Genomic DNA, 1,983 nt, shown 5'->3' on the forward strand with positions numbered 1-1,983 from the left:
CAAGCACCGTCGGCGGTACGGTGGGTAAATGGATCCGGCAGGCGCTACAGGTCTTGCAGCAGATGGGCTACGACATCAGCAAGATCGATCCAAAGGCCATCGCGATTATCATCCGGAACGAGTCGGGCGGCAATCCGAACGCGATCAACAACTTGGACAGCAATGCCTCGAACGGAACGCCGTCGAAGGGGCTGATGCAGACCATCGGCCCGACGTTCAATCAGTGGGCCGCGTCGGGGCACAAGAACATCTACAACCCGGTCGACCACATCGTCGCGGGCGTCCGGCACGCCATCAACCGATGCGGATCGGTGAGCAACGTACCGGGTGTCGAGGCTGTGCGAAACGGCCATAGCTATGTGGGGTACTGATGTCGTCGCCGACGCGCGAACCACCGCAATCGCCGCAACCGCCGGAGCGCAGCGCCGAGGACATTGGGCCTGCCGACCAGCGCACGACGACCACTGCCCCGCGCCGCAAACCGGCCGGCGGTGCACGCACCAACGGCCAACGTGCCGCTGGGCTTTCACCTACCAGCGCGCCCTCTTCCGCTACCCCGGGCCAGCCGTCGCCACTGGCCAGAGGCGGCCCCGTGGCGGCCCCGGTGGCCGATTCGACTCCCACAACCTCATCTGCCGCAAACGGAAGACCGGACGCGCTGGCCTTACAGGCCGCGGCAAGCACGCCCGCCGCGGCCGCGGCACTCGGCGCATTGGCTTCGATCGCCGCCCAGTACGGCGACGGCTCCCCCACCGCGGACACCGGACAGGCGTACTCGCCGCCCCGCCTGACCACCGGACAATCCGCAGGGCCGATGCTGAACGGGGAGATGGGTCCGCGGTATGCGGCCGATCAGGACAATAGGGCTCGACAGACCGACGCGCATCAAGAACTGAATGCCGAGCTGGGTCGACTCCTCGGCGGCGCCGCAGAGACCACCATCCAGGGGCGCGCGGCCATCGACTCGATCATCGCCGAGGTCAACACGGCATTGACCGCACTGGGCACCGTCGCGGATTCGGCCGCCGGACGGCAACTGGTGATCGCCACACTCGGCAACGCCTTGCAACGTGCTGGCACCGTGCTCGGACAGGGGCAACTCGCCGCCGCGCTCACCGCGGACCGCATCGCCGCTCTCGGCACCCGGTATCTGCAGAACTCACGGCCCGCACGGCCGACCGCACCACGCCGCAACAGCCATCCCGATACCCAGGTCCGACGTGGGGGCCCACCGCGCACCCGCCCGTCCGGGCAACAGGGGCAGTGGATCAATGAGGCCCTGCGCGTCCTTCGCGAAAACGGCTACGACACCAGGAATATCAGCGCCGCCGATATCGCGACCATCATCCAGCACGAGTCCGGCGGCAATCCCAACGCCATCAATCTGTGGGACAGCAACGCCGCCAAGGGAATTCCGTCGAAGGGGCTGATGCAAACCATCGATCCGACCTTCAACGCGTATTCCGTTCCAGGACATCGCGATATCTGGAATCCGGTCGACAATATCGTCGCCGGGGTGCGCTATGCCATCCACCGCTACGGTTCGGTCAGCAATGTCCCCGGTGTGGCGAACCTGCACGAAGGCGGTTCATACGTCGGTTATTGAACGGCCTCAGGCATACCGAGTCGCGTGGTAACTCTTCGGCAGAGACGTCACTCGGACGTTTAATCCGGTACGCGGTGCTTCCACGCATTGACCATTCCCGATGTACATCATGACGTGCCCTGGATTGCCGTTGTTGAATTCACTGTCGGGGAAGATCAGGTCGCCGGGACGAATATCGGACGACTTGACCTTCGGCAACTGTTTATACTGCTCTGCCGCCGTGCGAGGGATCTGCACACCCGCCTTTGCGGCCGCGTACTGCATGAGCCCGGAGCAATCGAAGGAGCCAGGCCCCTCGGCACCCCACTCGTAGGGGTCGCCGCGCTGGGCCAGCGCGACCTTCATCGCCGTCTTGGCGGCCTCGCTGCTCGATCCGC

3 protein-coding genes are annotated in these 1,983 nt (G+C 65.4%); 2 read left to right on the top strand and 1 reads right to left on the bottom strand.

What is annotated here, in order from left to right:
* Together AB0L58_RS42975 and AB0L58_RS42980 are read left to right on the top strand one after the other, a co-directional pair.
* The coding region (locus AB0L58_RS42975; protein WP_364397514.1) for a transglycosylase SLT domain-containing protein at positions 1–371 on the top strand (371 nt) is incomplete at its 5' end.
* Between the two features lie 221 nt (positions 372–592).
* A complete protein-coding gene (locus AB0L58_RS42980; protein ID WP_364397517.1) occupies positions 593–1,606 on the top strand; it encodes a transglycosylase SLT domain-containing protein in 1,014 nt (337 codons plus the stop codon).
* 6 nt (positions 1,607–1,612) lie between these two features.
* Here AB0L58_RS42980 and AB0L58_RS42985 read toward each other — a convergent pair.
* A partial coding sequence (locus AB0L58_RS42985; protein ID WP_364397519.1) for a C40 family peptidase occupies positions 1,613–1,983 on the bottom strand: 371 nt, incomplete at its 5' end.

Origin of the sequence: Nocardia sp. NPDC052112 (genome assembly GCF_040680135.1) — a bacterium.
Classification (GTDB): domain Bacteria; phylum Actinomycetota; class Actinomycetes; order Mycobacteriales; family Mycobacteriaceae; genus Nocardia.